Source organism: bacterium (assembly GCA_013360215.1).
In the GTDB taxonomy this organism is placed as follows: domain Bacteria; phylum CLD3; class CLD3; order SB21; family SB21; genus JABWCP01.
In genome coordinates this window covers 43,394-66,134 of the sequence record JABWCP010000002.1, presented here as the reverse complement: position 1 = coordinate 66,134, position 22,741 = coordinate 43,394, and the positions used below count along the sequence as shown (strand labels likewise).

18 protein-coding genes are annotated in these 22,741 nt (G+C 44.1%); 8 read left to right on the top strand and 10 right to left on the bottom strand.

Going from position 1 to position 22,741, the window contains the following annotated elements:
• Positions 1-117: 117 nt before the first annotated feature.
• From HUU58_01780 to HUU58_01750, 7 genes are read left to right on the top strand one after another with little or no spacing between them, the layout of a single operon-like run.
• Positions 118-1,848, top strand: coding sequence for a HAMP domain-containing protein (locus HUU58_01780; protein NUN44385.1), 1,731 nt, complete (start codon positions 118-120; stop codon positions 1,846-1,848).
• Between the two features lie 47 nt (positions 1,849-1,895).
• Positions 1,896-3,911, top strand: coding sequence for a heme lyase CcmF/NrfE family subunit (locus HUU58_01775; protein ID NUN44384.1), 2,016 nt, complete (start codon positions 1,896-1,898; stop codon positions 3,909-3,911).
• Positions 3,898-4,422, top strand: a complete 525-nt coding sequence (locus tag HUU58_01770) for a cytochrome c-type biogenesis protein CcmH (GenBank protein ID NUN44383.1) — start codon at positions 3,898-3,900, stop codon at positions 4,420-4,422. The genes HUU58_01775 and HUU58_01770 overlap by 14 nt, the downstream gene beginning before the upstream one ends.
• 3 nt (positions 4,423-4,425) lie before the next feature.
• Positions 4,426-4,872 (top strand): zinc ribbon domain-containing protein, encoded by a 447-nt coding sequence (locus HUU58_01765; GenBank protein NUN44382.1) that lies wholly within the window; start codon positions 4,426-4,428, stop codon positions 4,870-4,872.
• A 19-nt stretch (positions 4,873-4,891) separates the two neighbouring features.
• Entirely contained in the window at positions 4,892-6,070 is a 1,179-nt protein-coding gene (locus HUU58_01760; GenBank protein NUN44381.1) for a hypothetical protein, read from the top strand.
• Positions 6,067-6,750, top strand: a complete 684-nt coding sequence (gene ccmA, locus HUU58_01755; GenBank protein NUN44380.1) for a heme ABC exporter ATP-binding protein CcmA — start codon at positions 6,067-6,069, stop codon at positions 6,748-6,750. Before HUU58_01760 ends, ccmA begins: the two co-directional genes overlap by 4 nt.
• A gap of 4 nt (positions 6,751-6,754) precedes the next feature.
• Positions 6,755-7,810 carry a bifunctional phosphoglucose/phosphomannose isomerase gene (locus tag HUU58_01750; GenBank protein NUN44379.1) on the top strand — a complete coding sequence of 352 codons (1,056 nt, stop codon included), beginning with the start codon at positions 6,755-6,757 and terminating at the stop codon, positions 7,808-7,810.
• An 11-nt stretch (positions 7,811-7,821) separates the two neighbouring features.
• Here the strand turns inward: HUU58_01750 and HUU58_01745 are convergent, their stop codons facing one another.
• Together HUU58_01745 and HUU58_01740 are read right to left on the bottom strand one after the other, a co-directional pair.
• Positions 7,822-11,361: a hypothetical protein gene (locus HUU58_01745; GenBank protein NUN44378.1), complete on the bottom strand. Its 3,540-nt coding sequence runs from the start codon at positions 11,359-11,361 to the stop codon at positions 7,822-7,824.
• On the bottom strand, positions 11,362-12,282 hold the full coding sequence (locus HUU58_01740; protein ID NUN44377.1) for a hypothetical protein: 921 nt from the start codon (positions 12,280-12,282) through the stop codon (positions 11,362-11,364). It lies immediately after the preceding gene.
• Between the two features lie 94 nt (positions 12,283-12,376).
• Between HUU58_01740 and HUU58_01735 the strand changes: the two genes are divergently transcribed.
• Entirely contained in the window at positions 12,377-13,078 is a 702-nt protein-coding gene (locus tag HUU58_01735; GenBank protein NUN44376.1) for a peptidylprolyl isomerase, read from the top strand.
• A 77-nt stretch (positions 13,079-13,155) separates the two neighbouring features.
• Here the strand turns inward: HUU58_01735 and miaA are convergent, their stop codons facing one another.
• The 8 genes from miaA to HUU58_01695 are packed head-to-tail and all read right to left on the bottom strand — an operon-like array spanning position 13,156 to position 22,728.
• Positions 13,156-14,091 (bottom strand): tRNA (adenosine(37)-N6)-dimethylallyltransferase MiaA, encoded by a 936-nt coding sequence (gene miaA / locus HUU58_01730; GenBank protein ID NUN44375.1) that lies wholly within the window; start codon positions 14,089-14,091, stop codon positions 13,156-13,158.
• A 16-nt stretch (positions 14,092-14,107) separates the two neighbouring features.
• Positions 14,108-15,919, bottom strand: a complete 1,812-nt coding sequence (gene mutL, locus HUU58_01725; protein NUN44374.1) for a DNA mismatch repair endonuclease MutL — start codon at positions 15,917-15,919, stop codon at positions 14,108-14,110.
• Between the two features lies 1 nt (position 15,920).
• Positions 15,921-16,847, bottom strand: a complete 927-nt coding sequence (locus HUU58_01720) for a class I SAM-dependent methyltransferase (GenBank protein ID NUN44373.1) — start codon at positions 16,845-16,847, stop codon at positions 15,921-15,923.
• Positions 16,848-16,853: 6 nt separating this feature from the next.
• Complete coding sequence (locus HUU58_01715) at positions 16,854-17,222, bottom strand: hypothetical protein (GenBank protein NUN44372.1); 369 nt, start codon at positions 17,220-17,222, stop codon at positions 16,854-16,856.
• 10 nt (positions 17,223-17,232) lie between these two features.
• The gene (locus HUU58_01710) at positions 17,233-17,505 is read right to left on the bottom strand and encodes a hypothetical protein (protein NUN44371.1); all 273 of its coding nucleotides are present in this window, start codon (positions 17,503-17,505) and stop codon (positions 17,233-17,235) included.
• A gap of 1 nt (position 17,506) precedes the next feature.
• A complete protein-coding gene (locus HUU58_01705; GenBank protein ID NUN44370.1) occupies positions 17,507-18,340 on the bottom strand; it encodes a sulfite exporter TauE/SafE family protein in 834 nt (277 codons plus the stop codon).
• 7 nt (positions 18,341-18,347) lie between these two features.
• Positions 18,348-20,096: a S41 family peptidase gene (locus HUU58_01700; GenBank protein NUN44369.1), complete on the bottom strand. Its 1,749-nt coding sequence runs from the start codon at positions 20,094-20,096 to the stop codon at positions 18,348-18,350.
• 10 nt (positions 20,097-20,106) lie between these two features.
• Positions 20,107-22,728: a peptidoglycan DD-metalloendopeptidase family protein gene (locus HUU58_01695; GenBank protein NUN44368.1), complete on the bottom strand. Its 2,622-nt coding sequence runs from the start codon at positions 22,726-22,728 to the stop codon at positions 20,107-20,109.
• Positions 22,729-22,741: the final 13 nt, after the last annotated feature.

Sequence of the window (22,741 nt, the reverse complement as noted above, 5' to 3'; positions counted from 1 at the left end):
CCGGATGAAAAGTGCTCTGAAATCACGGCAAGCGAACAAATACGATAACGCTTGTATTTTCAACACCCAAAAGGTAATTTGAATCCACATGTGATTAACCGTCCGGAGAAATAAAACATGATTATCAAATTCCGTTACAAGCTGATTTTTCTCGTAACTGTGACCTTGACGTTGGCGGCCGTTGCGTACGTCATCGTTTCGCTCGGTTTGGCTAAAAATATCGAAACCGATATTACCGATCGGCTAATCAAAAGTAACGGCACCTATGAAGAGTTTAATAACAGCTATTTCGAACAATTGATACTCCAGAGCCGTAGCGTTTCAGATAATCCCAAGTTCGCTGCACAACTTAGTACGGGCGACCAAAAAACAGTACAACAAGCGCTGGAAGAAACCAATCAGATTGGCGAATTCAAATCCGATATATTTGTCGCATTGAGCCCGTCCGGCCAGGTATTGGCGTTTGTCGGCACGGAACTGAGCGCGAGTATGAATCTTTCACAGCGCCCTGAAGTCGCCGCTGCACTCGAAGGATATGATAACGGTGGTTTTTGGGAAGAGAATGGTAAACTTCTCCGTGTGGCGGCTTCTCCTACGATCGTCAATAATCAAGTTCTTGGCGGCATCGTTTTGGGATATGATGTGACGGATACCGTAGCAACCAAAATCGCTAAAGTTACCACAAGTTCCATTGCCTTTATTATCAACGGGAAAATCGTTGCAACGGATAAGTTTGAAAATCGAAACGAACTTCTCGCCCAATTCAAATCATCCCAAAGTTTTTTAGATCAGGCGATGATTCGTAAAACCTCAAGCGATCCTTTTCAGTTTACGATTCATGGTGAGCGTTATTTGGCTGTAGCTCATCCCGTTTTTGCAGCTACGGGAAGCCAGGGTCAGGATCGCCCGGTTATTGCGACGTATGTTTTTTTTAGTTCACTCGACAAAGCCTTAGAGCCGCTTGTCGCTTCGCAGCGTACGATGGTTTTTGTCGGTGGCGGAGTTTCCATTTTAGCTTTTATGATCGCTTTGGCAATTATCAGCGGCGTGACCAAGCCTGTACATCAGCTTTCCGACGCTATGCACAAAGTACAATCCGGCGATCTCAATATCATGTTGCAGATCAAATCACGCGATGAGTTCGGTGAGCTGGGTAAAAATTTTAATGAGATGACGCAGGGTCTCAAGCAAAAAGAACGTGTCGAAAATCTTTTTGGTAAATATCTTTCCCCTGACGTTGCCAAAAAAGTTCTGTCCGAACAATCCGTTGATGGTATTCTCAAAGGCGAAAAGAACCGACTCAGCGTCATGTTTACCGACATCCGCGGATTTACGCCGATGTCGCGCGGTATGGACCCTCAGGAACTTATTAATTTACTGAATTCGCACTTTGATGAAATGATAGACATTATTGACAGTTATGGTGGTACGTTGGATAAATTTATCGGCGATGCCATTATGGCTTTTTACGGAGCGCCGGTTCACTACGATGATTTTTATATGCGCGCTATCAATGCCGCCGTACAGATGCAACGTGCAGCTGAGAAATTCAATTTTCAACGCAAACTCGAGGGACATCCTCCGATCAATATCGGTATCGGCATCAATACCGGCGAAGTCGTTGTAGGCAATATCGGCTCCAATAAACGCCTTGAATATACCGTGATCGGTGAAACCGTCAACATTGCCAATCGCTTGTGCAGCGTCGCTAAAGCCGGACAGATCATCGTCAGTCAGTCCACGTATGATCTTTTGCCTAACAAAAGTATCGCCTCGCCGATCGAACGCGTTACGCTCAAAGGTGTTGCGGAGCCGGTAACTGTGTATGAAATTCTATGGAAAAGTTAATAAAAATAGTGTATAACATCGTCTGTCAAATAAGCTAAGGAATATATATGGGTCAAATAGGTAATTATGCGTTGATAGTGGCGCTGGCGATGGCTGCTTTTGCCATCTTGTCGGCGTTTCTCGGCGTTCATTACAAGCGCGGTGATTTGGTGCGTTCGGCACAAAACGCCGTGTATGTCGTTTTTGCAATGGTTGTCGTTGCCGCCGGAAGTTTGATTTATCTGATGGTTACCGGTGATATGACATACGAATATGTCGCATCGTACACTAACCGGGACTTGCCGCTTTTTTACAAATATACATTTTGGGCAGGTCAGGCCGGGTCACTGCTTTTGTGGTCGCTGTTGCTAGCGGCATATAGTTTTGCCGTCGTGTACAGATACCGCAATAGTTTTGGTGAGCTCATGCCGTGGGTTATCGTCGTCACGATGATCACACAAGTTTTTTTTCTGGCTCTCAATCTTTTTTCTTCCAACCCGTTTGATGTCCTTGTAACCCATCATGGTGACGGGAGTGAAACCATGTTCCGCCCGCAGGACGGTCGTGGTTTAAATCCGCTTTTGCAACATCCCGCGATGGTAATCCACCCGCCTACACTTTTTGTGGGTTATGTCGGGTTTGCTATTCCGTTTGCTTTTGCTATGGCAGCTTTGATTTCCGGACAACTCAATGACGAATGGATCAAGCTATCGCGCCGTTGGACTCTTTTTGCGTGGCTTTTTCAAAGCGCCGGTATCATGATGGGCGGTTGGTGGGCTTACGAAGAGCTCGGTTGGGGCGGATATTGGGCTTGGGATCCGGTTGAAAACGCATCGCTGATGCCTTGGCTTACCGGAACGGCTTTTTTACATTCGGTGATGATTCAGGAAAAAAAGAATATGTTCAAAGTTTGGAACGTTTCTTTGATCATTGCCACGTACCTTCTGTGTATTTTCGGTACATTTCTCACCCGTTCCGGCGTTGTTTCCTCGGTACACGCCTTTGCGCAAGGTTCGATAGGAATCTATTTTATATCCTTCATCACGTTGACTTTACTGGTTTCGGTTTGGTTTGTTGTAAAGCGCTTGCCAATGCTTAAGAGCGAAGGGCAGCTTGATTCGGCCTTATCGCGTGAAAGCAGTTTTTTGTTTAATAACCTCGTGCTTTTGATTTCTTGTTTTGCCGTATTATGGGGTACGGTGTTCCCTATCATTTCAGAAGCCGTCACCGGTGAAAAAATTGTCGTGGGTGCGCCGTTTTTCAATAAAGTAAATATTCCGATCGCGCTATTTCTTCTGTTCCTTACCGGCGCGGGACCGCTCTTTGCATGGCGTAAGACTTCGGCTGCGAGTTTGCGGAAAGCTTTCTTATTACCCACGATCATTGCCCTGGCCGGCGGTGTTGTCATATTCATGTTTGTTACGCAGCATTTTTACGGATTAATGTCGTTTGTGCTCAATATTTTTGTTGCGGCGGTTATTGTGATTGAATTTGCCAAAGGAACAAGTGCGCGTATGCGTTCCAATGGTGAAAATGTATTAATCGCACTCAAAAACTTAACACTCAAAAACAAGCGCCGTTACGGAGGCTACATCGTACACTTCGGCATTGTCGTGATTTTCGTAGGTATTACGGGCAGCATTTTTAACTATGAAACCAAAACGGAGCTGGGTCAGGGCGAATCCCGACAGGTGAAAGATTACCTTTTGAAGGTTGATAAAGTGGACTTTACCAATACGCCGAACTATCAATCGTCTTATGCGGTCGTTTCCGTATTTAAAGATGATAAGAAGATTGATGAATTGAAGCCCGAATATCGTATGTATCGCTCCAGCCAACAACCTACGACAGAAGTGGCGTTACATAAAACACTCAAAGAAGATTTATATCTCGTTTTTACCGGGTTGGATGATACCGAGAAAAAAGCCGTTTTACAGATTTATGTCAATCCGCTGGTTTCATTGGTTTGGCTCGGCACCGAGATACTTGTTTTTGGAACTTTGATTTGTTTGCTCCCCGCTTATCAGGAAGATCGCAAATCCGTCAAATCTATGCGAAAGGAAAAAACGCTTGAAAAAGCTTAAGATTTATTGTATCGCTTCGCTTTTAATAACCTCCGTACTTTATTCCCAAGGCGGATCGGCACACACGACCAAACTGAATGCCGAACAAAATGAGATGTTTAATAAGATATCGGGCGAATTGATTTGCCAATGCGGTTGCAATCTGGTGCTCGGGACATGCGGGCATATCAACTGCCCTTCGGCTGTGCCGATGCGCAATACGATCGAAGACATGATCGTTGCAGGTAAATCCCACGATGCAATCATCCAATATTTTATGACCGAATATTCGTTTCGTGACAATCCCCCGGCGGGAAAAGCCATTCTTTCACAACCTGAAACCAAAGGATTTGATCTTCTGGCGTGGATCATGCCTTTTCTGTTGTTCGTTATATTTATCATCGTTGTGGTTTTTCTCATTAAAAAAATTACGGCCGGTAAAACGGCTCCGGTTACGGTTTCACCGGCCCATCCCGCCGACGACCCGTACGCGCAACGCATCGAAGAAGAACTCAAAAAAATGGATCGGTGATTTATGTTATCGTTATTGATGATTTTACTTTCTGCAGCAACTTTCGGATATGTACTGTATCCGCTTTTTTCGAAAAATGTGATGCCTTACGGACTCAAACCGATCAAGGATCAGCATCGCGACGATTTGGCTAATATGAAGCAAAAACTTTATACCGACATCAAGGATTTGGATTTTGAGTATGGTATCGGCAAAATCGCCGAGGCTGATTACCAAAACTTGCGTCAAGCTACGCTCAAAGAGCTCGCCGATGTTCTCAAACGAATGGATGCTATCGAGCAAGGCGACAACGGTAATGGAAAGGTATCGGACGAATATCTGGAGCATCTCATACAATCCCGACGCACCAAAACCATTGTTGTACAAAAGGTCACATGTCCTTCTTGCCAACATGAAAATATGAAAACGGCTAAATTTTGCTCCGAATGCGGAGCCAAACTGAATGCATAATTATCCTATGGAATCCTATATGAAACGCTGGCTTCTCTTTATGGTTTTATCGGCTTTACTTGTCCCCCGCAGTTTTTTTGCGCAGGCCTCGGTAAGCGGTAAAGTTATACTCGGTTCGACCAAACAACCTGTAAAAGCAGATTGGGTTACACTTATCAAATCCGGCCAAGGATTACAAACATTGCAGCAATTAGACAATGTATCGGAATATGCGTTCAAAGATATTCCGCTCAATCCTATGGCTCCGTATCTTATTCGAGCTTCATACAAAGGCATCCTATACACACAAAATGTGATGATCAATGAAAACAAACTGTATACCGCCGATGTATCCGTAGCCGGTGTCAGCGATCAATGGCGCGATATAGATGTTCGCGTTCCGCATATGATCGTCGCTCGTACGGATGATAAACTGGAAATCGAACAAACTTTTGAAATAACCAATAACGGCGCCAATACTTTTAATCCCAAAGATCCCAATGCTCCTTCATTTTTGTTTAAGCTTCCGGACGGGGTAAAATTGGAAGCGGTAACCACCTCTTTTGACAAAAGCATGCCAATACCTGCTTCGGTGGTAAACTATAAAGACAAGCAAGGTATCGCTTTTCCATTACGCCCCGGCACTACACAGATACAAATCACGGCTTCGGCACCGTATGCTTCGCAGTCTTTAACATGGGCGCAACCGATGTATTATGATGTATCGGAATTTCGTATCTTCGTCACGCCCAAAGACATCGAAGTCAGCGGTGAGAATTTCCAACATATTCATGATGAACAATTGGAAGCGAATAACTTTTCGATTACGGCTGCTGCTAACCTGAAATCCGGCAGTACGATAGGTATTAGCTTTAAAGGCGGCAGTGCACGCGGCGGCGCGCCACAAGAAGATGATCATCCGATAAATGCCGCCGCCAACGAAATTCAACGAAATGTATTTTTTCTTGCTCCCCTTTTGATGTCATTTCTTCTTTTTGCTTTGTATATCGCACTCAATCGAAAACATCAATCCGATGGCGGCGGTGCGCAACAAAAAGCACACTGGATGGCTGAGCAAGAAAACCTGATCGCATCCATCGCTCGATTAGATGATGAATATGCTGAGAATTCGGACAACAGTGAGTATGTAGACCGGCGACGCGATCTCAAGCATCAGCTGCGCGATGTTTCAAAGCGCATCCAACGTGCCGGCGCATGATCCGATTACAGCACATTTCGAAACAATTTGGCCGTTTTAAAGCGCTGGATGACCTTTCGATAGAAATCCCTCCGGGTGACTTTATGGCATTGCTTGGTCCTAACGGTGCAGGCAAAACGACCACACTCAAACTACTTGCAGGATTGATACGCCCGTCTTCCGGCACCATCCAGGTGGACAGTATGGAAAAAAACAGTCGCTCCGTTTTTTTACAATCCATCGGCATGGTATCCCACCAATCTTTTTTATACAATGATCTTACGGCTATTGAAAATTTGCGTTTTTACGCTAATATGTATAATGTTTCCAATGCCTCGGCACGCATGGTCTCACTTTTAAAACGTGTCGGATTGGGTGCACGGGGTGATGATATAGTTCGCACCTTCTCACGCGGCATGCTGCAGCGCCTGTCTATTGCACGAGCACTTTTGCATGAGCCGCAGATGTTACTTTTGGATGAACCTTATACCGGACTGGATGTGCATGGTTGCCGCTTTTTAGATGAAGTGCTTAAAGAATACCATGCTAGCGGCCATAGCATCGTAATGATAACGCACGATCTGGACCGAATCCTTGGATTGAGCAACCGTATCGTCGTTCTTGATAATGGGCGTGCCGTATTTGACCGGCGATCGGCGGAATCGGAATTTTCTACTTTTAAAAATTATATAAGGAATTAAAGCTTTGAATCAGGAATCCCTGCGCGTAATTGATAAGTCTAATTATTATGATGTCCTCTGCCATTTTGATCAGCACATTACGGATGCACTAGATAGGTTTGACGGTCAAAAAAGCAACCTTTCCGGTTTATCAAAGAGCCGTGCTGGTTTTCGTAATATCTTAATTTGCGGTATGGGCGGTTCGGCCATAGCCGGTGATTTTATTAAAAACGTTTGGACAGAAGTTTTAGGTTTGCCGATTCAAGTTTGCCGTGATTATCATATTCCGCGTTGGGTCAATAAAGAAAGCTTAGTTATAGCGTGCAGTTATTCAGGCAATACGGAAGAAACCATTGCAGCCTTACACGAAGCCATGGAAGCGCAAGCGCAGATTCTTACTATTGCAACCGGTGGTAAGGTCCAGTCCATCGCAACTCAACATGGATTATCGCATATCACTATACAGGGTGGTTTGCAGCCACGCCAAGCCATCGGTTATGCACTTACGACACTCCATGCGGTTTTCAGCGAAATATTCAAATCCGCCTCGGTTCGTGAAGAGATGTCTCACATCGTCTTTCAAATGAAGCACCTCGCAACCATCCTCAAAACCATACACGATAATAATCCCTATATTCACGATAGCAAAATACTACATGACAAGCCGGTAATCATCTATGCGTCGGAACGTATGTTTCCTGCGGCATTGCGACTCAAAGGGCAAATCACGGAAAATGCTAAACTATTAGCCTTTGGTTATGCCGTTCCCGAAATGAATCACAATGAAATCGTCGGTTGGGAAAGCGTACACGAAGCCCATCATGCTCCCTGTCATGTGATCTTATTACGAGATCGCGAAGATCATCCACAGGTACAAAAACGCTTTGAAATATTGATGCGATTGCTCAAAGGGAAAGCCCATTGGACGGAATACACGTCCGACGGCGGGACATTGATGGAGCGCTATTATAATCTCATATATCGCGGCGATTGGCTCAGCTACTATATGGCAATTGCCCGAAATACGGACCCCACGCCGGTAGATATCATCACGCGGTTGAAAAACGAACTCGCGTCTTAGATTAGCATTTATTAAAAAAACGCCTGTACTTCGGCCGTTCCGAGATGAATGATCTTTTGTCCGGGGTATTTTCGCCCTGTATAATTTGTCCGCATGATCACGTGCTCACCGGCCCTGTAATCCACAGCGGAAATCCATACCCAATTCCATCCTCGTACACGGCCATCGGTTACTTCAAACGGAGTATAACCTAATCCGCCTTTCAACCAGAGGCGTGTCAGTTCGAGGGAATTAGTCCATCGCCCGCGGTTGAGCCATGAAAAAACTATCGTCGGCTGCCAATTCATGATTTTAGCGCGACTTCCGGTTTCATAGTCCTTCGCCAACAGCCAATCGGTTCGTAAATGATACTCCATCGTCGGCTTTGGTTTGAATACGATACTTGGCGAATATCTGCTTTTATGAATGTCATACTGGATATTGAGGCCGCTTACATTGATCGAAGATTGTCTTTGGGCGATCGTGACTTCTCCTTCTTGTTCCCATGACCAAAACAGATTTACTTGTTTTTGAATGCGCACATAATAGATATCACGCTGATTCTTATCCTGGCCGTCATTCAAAAGACGATTACGTGTACGGTTGGTTTCATAGCGTAACCGCCAGAGCATATCGTAGATTCGATCGTAGCCGCTCAACTCTTGCCGCAAAAGGAGATTCCCCCGTTGTGTATTTTTGTTTTGAACCGCTTGGAGCCAATAAAAACTACGATCGGGATCTGTTTGATTTTCTTCGATCCGAAAAAAGCCTTCATAAATCAAACGTTCTATAAATCGAGATTGCCATCTATCACTTATTGAGTCTTTTGAAGCGCGACTCCATAAGTGACCAATTTCCAAACGTAGCCGAATTCCTGATTTTAGTTCCACCACAGGGGTAAATCCTTGACCGCGAACGGCACTTTGGATCCAATCACCCTGCCCTTGCGGAACCTGCCTGAAACTATCTTGACTGACTTGAACAAAATTGCCTGTATTGGGCGGCACCGGAATAAAAACGATTTTTCGGTTTTGAAGTTGTTCCTGAGATATCTGATAATCTACGGTGACTTGCACGGCTCTGGAAAAAGGATGATAATCGGCACTTGCGTTTACCAGATTACTGATGCGATCCGGATTGGCTATCGTTTTCTTACTTCCAAAATATTCTCTTTTTCTTCGTTGCCACTCGAACGTGTGATTGAGATTATGCCATTCCGTCCATTGCCAATAATAACGTTGGTTTACAGATTTTGATACCCTTCCATTGAGGGAGTCCACGGCATCATTTCGAATGCGGTCCGATCGCATTTCATAACTTGCGCCAAGCGTAAGATATTGACCGGTAATGATACTTAAATTGGGGCGAATCACCTGATACGATGCGCCGTAAACCGAATCCGATTGTCTGTTCTTTTGCGATTCGTCTTCGTAATACAAACCCGGGCGCCACATCCGCCACGAACCATTGAAATCAAAGAATTTCCTTTGTGTATGGTTATTCAATATGACGGACTGTGTCCGATCCATAATCTGTATATCATAAATGCTGCCCGATATGAAAATATTTTTCCGATCTATTTTTAAACCCGAACCGGATTTAGTGGATACAAATTGATGATCGCCGCGCGTTAATTCACCCGTAAAAAAATCAGTTTGTACGCCTTTCCACGGCTTATATGCCAATCTGAAATCATTCACGGTTTCTTGTAATCCGGGCGCGGTTACTGAGTATACAGACGTCGCAAGATTGGAGATATTCCATTGGCGACCGTATTCAGCATCTTGTGTGCGATCGGGCGCAGTAAAATTGCTATCCTGATTACGACGTGTAATTTGTAAATCAAATTTTCCAAGTTTCGTTTTAAATAACCGGATGTCCTGATCTGCGACGGAAGCTTCCAATTGGTAGGCGTAACCTTGCGATTGGCGCGGGGAATAAAGATTTTTATCAAATTGACTCAATGCAAATTCTGTTTGCAACCGCAGATTCTGAAACGGGTTCCATGCTGCATACCATATTCCCGTTTTCTGCCGTGTAGGCAAATCCATCGGTACAAGCGGTAAATAATAACCCAAACCCGATCCGGCATAGATAAATTCACCCATAATATTACCGCGAACATAATCACCGCGTCCAAACCCGACATCAGTAAAACGTACATTGTACGAACCGGAGCTATCCGATCCGGAATAAACGTAAATGCTATCATCGGAAATCGCGTCATAAACTTTGTAATAAGCACCGCGCCCTTCCCCGACCCATCGTCCTCCCTCTACCAGGATTGTATTCCCATTGCCTTGCAGCCCCCGATCATCCAACGAGGCAAGCGAATCGCGTAACTGTTGGTTAATAGACAGATTAAGCGGATTATTCTTATCATCGGACTCTGATATAAATGCGCCTCCTACAGTTAAACGTCGGTCAAAAAATTGTGATCGCACCGATGCTGAAGCTGTATTACGTCTAAATACTTCATTGGAATATTCAAAATCGACAACGATTCTTGATTCGGGCGTCACCAAACGTTTTCGTGTAAAGGTGATCTGACCTGCATTATAATCCATCACATAATCATTATTTTCCCCTCGAGTCAAAGCTACGCCATTAAGCCACACTCTTTCGCTACCGGCAACGATGATCGGGTTTCGCTCACCGTTTTTTCCGGTTAATTCGTAAGGTCCTTGAACGCCTTCGGTTATGGTTAGCGTATTACTGTGATATTTGCCTTTTGCCGTACCATAAGCTGCAGCTGCGTCGGTACGCCCATCGTTGTACAAACTGCGAACGCCCTGAAGCGAACGATGAAAATTGCCAAACTGAGTACCTGTTGTTTGTATTTCAAAGTCACCGAGGGTCGCGGTAAATTTATCCGCTTTACGTACTTCGATATAGATTTTATCGATTTCCTGAAGGTGTTCGGTATTTCCTTCGGGCTGGATCGGCGTTTGTTCGTCTGTTATTACCGCTTCCAGCGTTACGTCTTCCCCGATTTGACCTGTAACTTGCACATTCAATCCGGAGTTTAGAGTAAAATCCTGATTGTTTCCGATCGTAAATCCGCGCGTTATTGTACCACGGCCATTCAGATCGTTGGTAAAATCCGATGACGGATTAGGCGGTGTCCATCGCGGCAATGTATCAGATTTGGATGAAACGATATTTGATCGAATGATCGGCAGATCACGGCGGGCGTACGAGTCATCTATGCCTAAACGTGAAACTAAAAAACGGCACTCAACCGTAATCGAAGAATCTACGACAAATGAAAAACGAACGACGCCGTCGGAATAACGTATCGTATAATCCTTTTCGCGGATTAATGTCTGATATCCGATGGTAAAAACTTCACTTTCGGGTATGATGCGGCGAAACGGAAGATGGTACAATGTGTCGGAAGAATATCCGCGAATCGTGTGTGCACTTTGAAAGTAGTTAATATTTTTGGATAGCAAGGTATGCTGTAGTGAGGAGTCTGCCGAAATATAAGGAGACGTCTCATCCTGTGCTCTCGCCACAGATAAATCGATAACAATGGCCGATAGAAATATAACGGCAAAACGATAAAGCATCTATCGCAATTCCTCGGTAATTTCGATTTGATAGAGCTTTGATTCCCCGACAGTCGATGACTGGTCTACTATCCAAAGCGAGTGACCGAAACAAGTCATTGCGGTAGGATTTTCAAATGCAAAAGCTATTGTCAAAGCCACTCTCTGCCCTTCGGCATTCCATATCGTTAACGATTTTTTGTCGGCATCCCATACCAACACACGATCCCGTTCATCGGCGGCTAGAAGTAAATTTGCCGAAAACACCGCATCGCTTATGGTTCGGATATAATTTCCAAAAATATCGAAAATTTTGACACCGGTTCGGTCTTTGATAAATAGATTTTTTTTACCGATAACGATCTGTTTTGGATCGTCCAGATAACCGCCGCCTGTAGTAAAACTATTCCATTCCGTTATAGTGCCCGTGACCGAATTGACTTTGTACACACGATGTGTCGCCTGCGATATATAAAAAAGATCACCCTGTTTGCTTTGGGTTAGTGACAAGGGATAAGCCACGCTATGAACGGATTCTTGACCGGAGTAATCGAGATTATGTCCGCCGATGGAAGCCACCCATTCCAATCGCCTATTTAGCCGGATAATCCGCTGATTATTCATATCGGCCACATAAAGGTTGAGTCCATCATGAGTGGTAATCCCTGTCGGAAAATCCAGCATTTCACCGCTCCAGCCTAACCCACCAAACAAACCAAGCATTTGACCTTCAGCATTCATTCGAATGACACGATGCCCGGACGATTCCGTCATATACACATCGCGCAAAGGAGTAACACATACGGCGTTGATCTGTGTAACATTGTTACCATCCGACGTTTTGATGGGAAATACCTGTTTAATCTGAAAACGTATTTCCGCTTGTCCGAAAGCAGGAACGCAGCATATCAGTAAGAAGATACAAATCGTTTTGAATTTCACGTTTTTTTCCGATAGATTGGGATCGCTTAAATAATTAATAAAGGAGGTTCCCTTGCTGTTCCGTAATTTCATATCGTTGAGTAAAAACATATCCATGCTGTTATTAGGCCTTACATTAGCTAATACGGCTTGTACGCAATCGGCCAAAACCACTGAGAAGAAAAAAATAAATGCGGAAGTCGCCGTGATCGAAACTGATTTTGGCAATATTATACTCAAATTTTACGATAAAGAAGCGCCGAAACATACAGAAAATTTTAAAAAATTGGCTCGCGCCGGTTTTTATGATACGCTGACATTTCACCGCGTTATACCCGGTTTTATGATTCAGGCCGGTGACCCCAATTCCAAAGATAATGACCCTTATAATGACGGTCGCGGCGGCCCGGGTTATACCGTACCTGCAGAGTTTAACAAAAAACGTTTTCACAAACGTGGCGCATTAGCTGCAGCGCGTCAAGCCGATCAGGTCAATCCGCGAAAAGAATCCAGCGGTTCACAATTTTATATCGTACAAAACGGCCCGGTATCTCTGGATGTACTCAAACAGATGGAAGCTCAATTTAAAGCCGCGAAACCGGGATTTTATTTTACTAATGAACAAATTGATACCTACACCACCTTGGGCGGTACGCCTTTCTTAGACGGCGAATATACCGTGTATGGTGAAGTTGTCAGCGGTCTTGATGTCATAGATAAAATTGCTATGGTGCAAACCGACCCACGCAATAATCGCCCTGTTCAGAACGTAATTATGAAAAAAGTTTCCATACAGACGATGGAGATCGAAGAATAAAAATTAAAACGGCCACTCCGGTATATGTTATTGACATGACCCGGGTGGCCGTTACTTATTTAGTATAAATTTTATCCTTATTTGTTCAAGTTGAAATGCTTTAATGTATCGTCCAATATTTTCTCCGGGCTATTTTTATCTGTCATAATCCATCGAATGCGTTCGTTCTTCCTAAACCACGTCAACTGACGTTTAGCGTAATTACGCGACCCTTGTTTAAATAAACGCACCATTGTATCGCGATCCATTGTTCCCTTCAGATAAGCGATAATCTCTCTATATCCCAAACTTTGCATCGAGATCAGATTTTCCGAATATCCCCGTTCAAGCAGCATCTCGGTTTCACCGATCACCCCTTGCTCGATCATTTGATCCACACGCATTTCAATACGTTGATACAACTTTGTACGGTCGCAATCCAAGCCAACCCATAGTGAATTCCAAGGAAACTTGGATTGGGTTTCCTTGTGCCATTGGGACAGCGGTTTACCGGTTACACGAAAAACCTCCAATGCGCGCTCAATTCTTTGAATATCACCGATATGCAACCGGTTCGCCGTTTCGGGGTCATTTTGCCGTAACTCTTCAAAAACAGATACGATACCTTCAGAATCTATTTGCTTTCGTATCTCGTCACGTACGGTTTCGTTGTTATCTACGCCTTCAAAAAATCCATCAATCAAAGCACGAATATACAAGCCCGACCCTCCCACAATCACGGGTAGCTTGCCGCGATCAAAGATGGATTGAATAACGGGAAGTGCTTCACGCGCATATTGCGCTGCATTATAGGTCTCGTCCGGGTTGATATGATCAATAAAATGGTGCGGGACACGAAGGCGTTGTGTGTTATCCGGCTTGGCCGTACATATATCCATATAGCGGTAAAGCTGGCGGGAATCGGCGGAAACGATTTCAACATCAGAATATTCTGACAGTTCTATGCCCAAAGCTGTTTTACCGATCGCCGTCGGTCCGACAATCACTAATACATTAGGATTCAAATCGTTCATAAAGGATGCGCCTTGCTCAGGTGCGCATAAAACGTTTGTCTAATTCATCCAACGTCAATTGGATGATAATAGGTCGTCCGTGCGGACATACGTAAGGGAATTTGCAGGCAAATAATTGGTCTATAAGCCCGTTCATTTCATCCACGTTCAATGGATCGCCCGATTTGATAGCCGATTTGCAGGCAAACGATTTGGCCAGATTATCACGAGGATCCATAGCATCATGCTCGTGCTCTTTGTATTCACGAATAATCTCCGTAAGGATTTTTTGCTCATTACCAAGACGAACATCGGCCGGAACGGCTTCGACGACCAGCGTCCGTTTACCGAATACTTTCACGATAAAGCCAAGCCGCTCCATCAAAGCAATATGTTTTTCAATAATGGAAAAATCTTCAGGAGAAAACTCAATCGTCTGAGGAAAAAGTAATTGTTGTGAAAAAATCGGATTATGTTCAAAGGCATCCAGCGCTCTTTCATAGAGGATTCGCTCATGCGCCACATGCTGATCGATGATGGCTAAACCGCTTTTGATTTGCGAAACGATATACCGATTATGCAGTTGCCAAACCATGCTGTTGAGGTTGACCGGGATACGTTTGACCAATTGATCTTGTATATAACTTTTGGAGCTCGGAGCCGTTTCTTCAGCTGAGAAAAATTGCGCTACGGTTTCGTCCGGTGTGGGTTGCGGAGCGGTGTCGGAATGCGCCGGTGTCGTCCACTGCAAAGGTTGACGCTGTGTATTAAGTTCCAGCATCATAGCCGTACCATCAGAGGTACGAATATCATTGGAAGAAGAATGCATCGGATGAGATTGGGTCAGGCTGGGAATCATCACATCCGTATTCATGGTGTCCCTTACGGCATGAAATACAACACGGTACAAAAGCTGTTCGTCTTTAAATTTGACCTCGGCTTTTGTCGGATGCACGTTGACATCAAACTCTTCTGAATTCCACTCCAGAAATAAAACGAAGAATGGTTTATCACCTTTGGGAATGGTATGGCCGTACGCCGACGCTACAGAAAAATTCGCCGTGCGGTTCACGATGGGTCTTCCATTGACAAAAAGAAATTGTTCGCCTTTGGTTTTATATGAGAACGAGGGTTTGCTAACATACCCATGAATTTTTACGCCAAACTGATCCGCCATTAGCGGCAATGTATATGACATGATTTCCCGACCGATGACTTTTTCCAAGCGCCCGTAAAGATCCGTTTTCCGCAATTGAAATATTTTTTCATCATCATGGATCAATGTAAATTCAACGGCGGGATATGCGATAGCAAATCGTTTGATGACGCCCGCAATATGCCGAAACTCGGTTGTATTGGTCTTTAAAAAATTACGACGTGCCGGTACATTGTAGAACAAATTTTTGACGGTTATCGTGGTACCCGGTAGCGATGCTTCTTGTGTTACGTTATTCAACTTTCCGGCGTGCAATTGGACTAGGGTTCCAACCTCCTGATCGGACGTACGTGTTTTTAGCTCAATGTCGGAGACGGAAGCAATGCTGGCTAAGGCTTCCCCACGAAACCCGAAACTCTGTACTTTGAGCAAATCTTCCCATTGGCGTATTTTACTGGTCGCGTGCCTTTCAAAACAAAGCACAGCATCGTCTTGTGTCATACCTTTACCGTTATCAATCACCTGCACAAGATCTTTTCCTCCGGATCGGACCGTGATCGTAACCTCATCCGCACCGGCATCCAAACTATTTTCAACCAATTCCTTAACTACCGAAGCCGGGCGTTCAACAACCTCGCCGGCCGCAATTTTATTGGCAATATGATCCGGTAGTATTTGTATTCGATTTTCCATGTTATCCTTGTTTTTCAGCATAAACCACGATAGCCGACGCTTTCCCGCGTATCAATCCGGCAATCGTAGTGATAAACACAACCAATGGGATACGTACCAATGACAGAGGGAGAAACCACAAACCGCGTCGTTGAATAATATTTTTTTCACTCATTAATACATTGAATACCGCATCAATAGGCATGCCATGCGTGCGATAGACCCGAAACTGATGTTTATTTAGCAACGATCGGAGATCAGCTAAAACAAAATCGTACAAATGACGCGGTACATCCAATGCCACCCAATCGCGTCCGTAAAAAAGAGCATCCAATGAACTAATATTAGGTACAGCGATAACCAAAGTGCCACCCGGTTTAAGTTTTTTATAAATCAAATCCAGTGTTTCATCCAAACGATGCACGTGCTCCAGTACATGCCACATGGTAATAACATCAGGCTTGTCCGGTGTTTGCCCTATGAGCTCCCGATTAATAGTACCCGTGAGGACAGGAACATCATAGTTAGAACGTGCAAATTCTGATGCTTCCGGCGAAGGTTCGATACCGGCAACCTGCCACCCGTTTTGTTTCATTTCATTGAGAAATTCAGCTGTGCCACATCCTAAATCAATGACTAAACCTTTGTTTGATTTATTTTCTACTTTTTTACGCTTCCATCGTACAGAAAAGCGGCGGACCGTATGATAAATTTTGGCAAATAAACTGCGGTTATCGGACGAACTTACAAACGGCGTGTACTCTTCGGCGGAATAATAGACCCCGATGGTATCTTCTGTCGGTCTTGGGTTGAGATATACAAATTGGCATTGCACGCATCGAACCAGCATATGATCGGCATATTTATCATTAAATCGCATCCATGGTGAATATTGATCATGCGAGCATACCGGACACGGCACGGTTTCAAAACGTAAGGAACCCGACATTATGTACTACCCTCTCAAAATTCGATCTGAAAGAAATATCAATAAAATTGTTACACCGATGAGCATGACGTATTCCGTTGTGCGGGATACACTAAACTCTGTACTTTCCAATATGACTTCCGATTTCTTAAAACGTAGATCCTCCGGCGTACTTTTTTTAGTTTTCCAGCAACGGGCGTAAATATATTCATCATCTGTTTTATCAATTACCATCTTGTAAAACTGAACAAATTTACCGTCCACGTGTTTGACGCGTATATTTTTCCCTTTTTCGACCATAGCATAATTAGCATCGGTATAAACGATCAGTCGGCTGGTATTGCCGCATCCGGCCATTAAAAAACTAAAAATTAAGAATCCAAATATACGCTGCATAGATACCCCTTTACTGTAGAATATGAAGGATATAAGTTCCACCGGCTAATAAGAATAATATAAGTACCCCGATATATGCAAATCGGATTTCACCGTTTTTCCAAAATTTGACAATCATTGCCAGCATGCCGGCTAACGGACTGATCAACATTACGACAATGCCGCTGATCAAAACAAAATGAGATAAAGCTAAATTACCGCTCAACCGTATCAGCAAACCGACGGATAAAAGAACCGCGCTGAACCAACCGCCGATTTTTAACATCAAACCTGATTGCTGCATTTCAAAATACTTTCATGAAGAGTCGAATTGCCGCAACGGTCAAGACAACAATGACTAAATATATGATCCATCGCGCATGGAGGCGAATTGCTAAACGTGCCCCGGCTTGGGATCCGGTGAGAATACCCAGAACAAGCGCCGATGTCATAATCAATTCAAATTGCCCAAAAATAACATAGACTAGAGCTCCGGCCATACCTGTATAACCAATCATAAATCCTGATGTTGCTGTAGCCGCCTTGATGGGCATACGATTGATCGCATGCATAAAAGGCACCTGAATAATACCGCCACCGACCCCCAACATGCCCGAAATCACCCCTGCAATACCCGAAATAAACATCATAACGACGCCATGCTGCACCCGGTAGAATTTGCGGATACCGCTGTGCGCTTCCAATAATACACCGTTGGGAGGAAAACGATGCGGTTCTTCATTGTTTTGCCATTCAACCCGGGCATCCGGGTTTTCATTTTGAAAAACCTGATACAGTAAAAAACCTGCAGCAAAAAACATCAACGCTACAAAAAAAAGAGAAAGCAAACGGGCGTCCATCATCACGCCGATTGCGCTTCCGATAAAAGATCCGGACACCATGAGTATCAAAAGAAGCATACCGTAACGATAATGAATCAATTCTTTTTTAGAATAAACCGCCGTTGACATGACCGAAGTAGCAATCAGCGCAATAAGGCTGGCGCCGATCGCGGATTTGATCGGCACATTCAGCAGGATCGTTAAGGCCGGTGTCATGATGATCGCTCCGCCTAAACCTACCATCGAACCGACGGCTCCGGCTGTAAAGCCAATGATTAAATATGCAAGAATTTCCAATGGATGCTTATTTTTGTTTTAATATCTTTTTATACAACACTTCATCTTTAAGCACGCTGCGAGCGGATTCGACCACCGAATCTGACTTGAGCGTTATTTCGAAACGGCGTCGGTTTCCGTAATATCGGGAAATGATTTCTTGCTGCAAAAGATTTCGTATCGCCGTTTTAGCGGCCTCGAACTCTTTCACTTCTTCTTCATCAAATTTGTTCTGAAGTTGTAGAATGGATTGCTGTATCTGTGCCGAATAACCATTGTTTTCGGCGTAAGCGCGTAATTCAGTCAACTGCGAATCGGCGGTTGAATTATAATTGAAATGATGATCTTTGAGAAATTTATAAAATTCGGTTAACAGTTCTTCATCCGGTACAAATCCCGTATCAATTCGGGTATTTTGAGCCGAAAAACGAGTTGCAAAATCGAATACGTACCCGCGACGTACTATTTCTCGTGTATATCCCAAAAAACTATAATCATCTTTTATGATATCCGGTGTGATGCCGCCTTCGGCATATACGATACGTCCTGTTTTAGTTTTGAATTCCTGGCGTTTCGACGACAACGAATCATTGGTCAGGCTATCCCGTACCTGATCTTCTTCTCCAAACACATCGTAATAAAATTCATTCGGCTCATCTTCCGATTCCAAACGCATTGCGTTTGAGCGATCATGGGCATAGTGTTCGCGCTGGATACAACGTCCGGACGGCGTATAGTATTTAGCCGTAGTAATTTTGAGAACCGCATCACGCTCTTGCAATGGATATACGGTTTGCACAAGGCCTTTACCGAAAGTTGTGCTACCTACTAAAATACCGCGATCCAAATCCTGCATTGCCCCACTCACGATTTCCGACGCACTGGCGCTATTACCGTCAACTAAGACGGCTACCGGCAATTGTGGAATCAAAGGGTCATTATTGGCATAGTATGAACGATTGGCATCTTGGATTCGACCTTTTGTGTATGTGATCAATTCGCCTTTACGAACAAATTGATTGGTAATATCAATGGCCGCATCAAGAAGTCCTCCCGGATTCCCACGCAGATCTATGATTAACCCCTTGATGCCTTGTGATCTTAAATCTTTTAAAGCACGCGTGAAATCGGATGTAGATGTTTTAGAGAACTTAGTAAGCTTGATAATCCCGATATCTCCGGCCAATACGCCGTAATAGGGTATATTTTCTATGGCGATCATCTCACGAATCATAGTCATTTGCAAGGCGCTGCTTTGACCTTCGCGTTTAACATCAAGTTTCAATGATGTCCCAGGTTCGCCTTTTACGGAATTAGAAAGATCACGTATCGGTATATCACGCGTCGTTTTACCATCCACGCCGACGATACGATCTCCCGGTTTTAAACCGGCTTTGTATGCGGGTGATCCTTCTGTCACGGTGATTACCATGATCGTATTGCGTCGAATACCGACGGTCACGCCGATGCCGCCGTATTTGCCCTTCATAAAAGCATCCAAATCACTGCTCTCAGAACCTTCATAAAACATGGTATAGGGATCGAGCGTTTCAAGCATGGCGTCAATACCCGTACGCATGATTACTTTGGGTGATATTTCATCTACATATTTTTCACCGACATTTTTGTACACATCGCCAAACAGCCTGAGCGAACGTTTGACTTCGTAATAATAATCATCACCGACAAGCGACTCGGCAAACCAGCCGCCGATGAACGTAACACTCAGTGCGCTTATTACGATCAGAGTTTTCACCCGATTAAATGTAAACTTCACAAAAGGCCTTTCATTGAATTGGTTTATTAAAACCTTTTTTACTGTAGGTGTCCCATTGACCTACAAATCGAACATCGTCGAATGCAACGGAACCTTTTCCCTGAGGTGTTGAATTATTAAGCATAACCGATATTTCATCATTTTTATCAAGTTCATACACGCCCAAAGTTATCCATTCGTCAGTATATTTGCTTTGATTTACTTTAACCGTATCAATACCGTTTTTAGTGCTTACACGATAGAAGGCCACGCCATCGGCAAATTTTTTGGGGATGTGTACTTGGATTTTATAGGAACCCGACTTAGGAAGTTTGGGTTTCCATACGGCTTCCACCGTCGGTTTACCTCTCGTAATCCACATATACCGGTATCCGTGATGATAGCCGCGATGATCCCATTGTGTACCGGGTATCTCCGGTTCAGGAACGATCACGATGTGCTCAGGTTCATATATATTATCGGATGAAACATGAAGACCGTTGGGTAATTTCTGCAAAATGGTCGTATCGTTTTCGAATATCGGTTCCGGTGGCAGATTGGCACCATCCACCCTCAACTCCCAATGAATATGCGGCGCACTGGATCGGCCGGTGCTTCCTACCGTTCCGACTTCTTGTCCTTGTTTAACGTATTCACCGACTTCCACGCTGATGGTCGATAGATGTGAAACTAAAGTCGTATATTTTTTCCCGCCGTACATATAATCTATTTTTACGGTTCGGCCATAACCTTTGATGTAGCCGGCCAAAGAAACAATACCGTCCGTTGATGCGCGAATAGGAAAACCGATGTCAGCGTCCCCGCCGTAACCTTGTTCGATATTATTTACGTCAATACCATACGGAACCGTACGAATATGATGACCGATATTATAATGACTGCCGCCGCCACCGAGCACCCAATTTCCGTGGAAAGGAAATTTGTATTTAGGAAAATCATCTACGATAACTTTTACCACTACCGGATTGGACCATGCGCCTAAATTATCCTGGGCCTTAAAAAATACATAATGAACACCGGGCGGCAATTGACGAGGACTGGTAGTAAACTCGATCTGATCGCTGAGTTCGCCGCTAATACTGGAACTCCAACTGTATTTGACAGGAAAACGGGTACCCGTGCTGCGAACCGTCCCTTTGAATGTGATAGGTTTATATTTACGAAGGCGTATTTCACCTTTTTGAAGTTCTTCGTTGATCAGGTTAATCGCCTGATGTTTAGATCCCATACGTGTGCGCCGATGTAAGACCACGCCGATAGATGTTATCGAATCAATACCGACAGAAAACTCGGCTTTAGCATCCGGTTTGTATTTGTTAGCATCCCGTACGCTACTAAAACTTTCAGCGAATGCACTGTCATTGGCGCTTTCCCATTTGCTTTCATAAACCGATTCTTTTTCAAACTCATCATGGCCGAGATCAAATATATTTTCTCCATTCTCGGCGACACTTTCAGTGCCGGCTTGTGGCGGATTCAAAAAAGCTTTTTTCAGATCAACGGATGCCGTCTGATAAATACCTGTAATGTAATTAAACTTATACAGATTGCCGTCATTGGCGCTAATAAGCACATCGTCGCCGACAGTCTGGAGCGCTAGTACCGGGAAACGAAACTCGGGAATGGGTATCCAACTTTTTCCTTCGTCAACCGAACGGATAAGATTATATCTTATTTTAGCGTCCGGCAATCCCGGTTCATACTCTTCCGAGCGATCAATGACATAAATCGAGTGATCTATTGAGAAGTTTTGAATATCTGAAGGCGATTTGAATTCTTTTTCATATTGAAACGCTTGTGAAGTATGGGATACAAAACGATCTCCGGACTGCATCCAAATCCACCGGGAAGTCTCACGAGTTTTAGAATCAATATCGCGCAGCATTAAGGAGATTTTATTTTTGTGTGCACGAATGCCGAATCCTTCTAATATATGATCGTTCGATTCAGGATTAAAAGTTTCGGCTTCGATCAAAATATTACCATTGTCATCACTGCGTAAAACTGTAACCACTTCGGGTTTAGTACGAGATTGGGCTAATACATACCATGATGTACCGTCGAACGCCACGCCGCGATAATCGGATCCAAGCCCCGGTTCAAATGCCGCCCAAGTAGCGCCGCCATCCGTCGTGCGCAATATGGCACTGCCCATAAATTCGCGCAGAATCATAAACCCGTTCACCGGGTCGGAAAAGCAAATTTGAATCGGATCGCCATCGGCAAGCTTCAATGATTGCATGGTCCAGCGGCGACCGTCGGTCGTGCGTAATAATACATTTTGATCTGAATTGGGTTTACTTAAAATCGCCCAAACGTGCGTTCTATTAAGACTGGCCGTTGCACGCACTTCCCACCCGTTTTCTTCAGCGCCGAGGACGGTTTGCAATTCCCAATTCAATCCCCCGTCATATGTTTTTAAAATACCGGTTATGAAAAGTGCTTTGGGATTTAAGCTGTCTTTTAATGCGCCACCGGTTTTAATGGATCCGATCGCCCATCCCGTAAGGCTATCCGCAAAAACAAATTGTACTTTATGCGAAGCAGCGCTTTTGGGAGGTTTTACTTTTGCATTAAGTGTGTTTATACAAACACCGTAAACCAAAAAAGACAGGGTTAAAAATAATTTCATCAAAAGTTGCATG